General features: G+C 28.4%; 1 protein-coding gene. It reads right to left on the bottom strand.

What is annotated here, in order from left to right:
* Positions 1 to 138 precede the first annotated feature (138 nt).
* Positions 139 to 723, bottom strand: a complete 585-nt coding sequence (locus ACE01N_RS20575) for a hypothetical protein (protein ID WP_380592978.1) — start codon at positions 721 to 723, stop codon at positions 139 to 141.
* Positions 724 to 756 lie beyond the last annotated feature (33 nt).

Raw genomic sequence — 756 nt, 5'->3', positions numbered from 1 at the left:
AACGTTCCCACGGTATGCTGTCGTGGCAGTTTCTTTCCGACGGGAAAGGAACTGTCAGGACAAAAGAGACAGCCCGCGAATGTTGTAATATTTTATTTGAAAATACTGCCATGCAGTATGACCGTGTGTTGCCTGTAGTTATTTATTAATCATAATTATAAATATTTCTTTTATCAACAGTTTGCGATATGTTATTTTTTTAAATTCCTTGTCAGGTATTATTTTTATCAACTCTTTTAAATCTTCACAATCAAGTGTACTCCCTTGAGAATTTTCATTTAACATTAAACTATAAACTTTATAACGAAAGTCTTGTCTGTTGACCAGATTTAAATCTTTAATTATAAATTCATAGCAACCTAAATCAATTATATATCCTAAAGGAGAATAAAAACACTCATCGAAAATGTAATAGTCTTGTCCTAATTCATTTTTTAAGTCAGGAATTAAAGAATCAATTGCAATTTTATTTATCAAGTCAAAATATGAACTTTTATTAATGCCATCTAGATAGTTTGAATACAAAAGATAATTTTCAAATCCAGTATGGCAGTTTAGATAATAAGCTCTGTTTGTGCTATCTCCGGAATTATCATAAATTTGGTTTAACCTGAGAAAATAATTCTCTTGCATTTTCTCATCTACTGTGGAGTTTTTTGTTTTTTGAAGTAAAGAGCAAGAATTAAAAATGAATATGAGAAATAACAAATTTATTTTAGTCATAATATTTTAATCTTTTTATAATTACAGGCAACG

It is taken from the genome of Quyinboa ferrireducens, from assembly GCF_042436675.1.
GTDB lineage: Bacteria > Bacteroidota > Bacteroidia > Bacteroidales > UBA5342 > JBHJHP01.
This window is presented reverse-complemented; position numbering and strand designations above follow the sequence as displayed.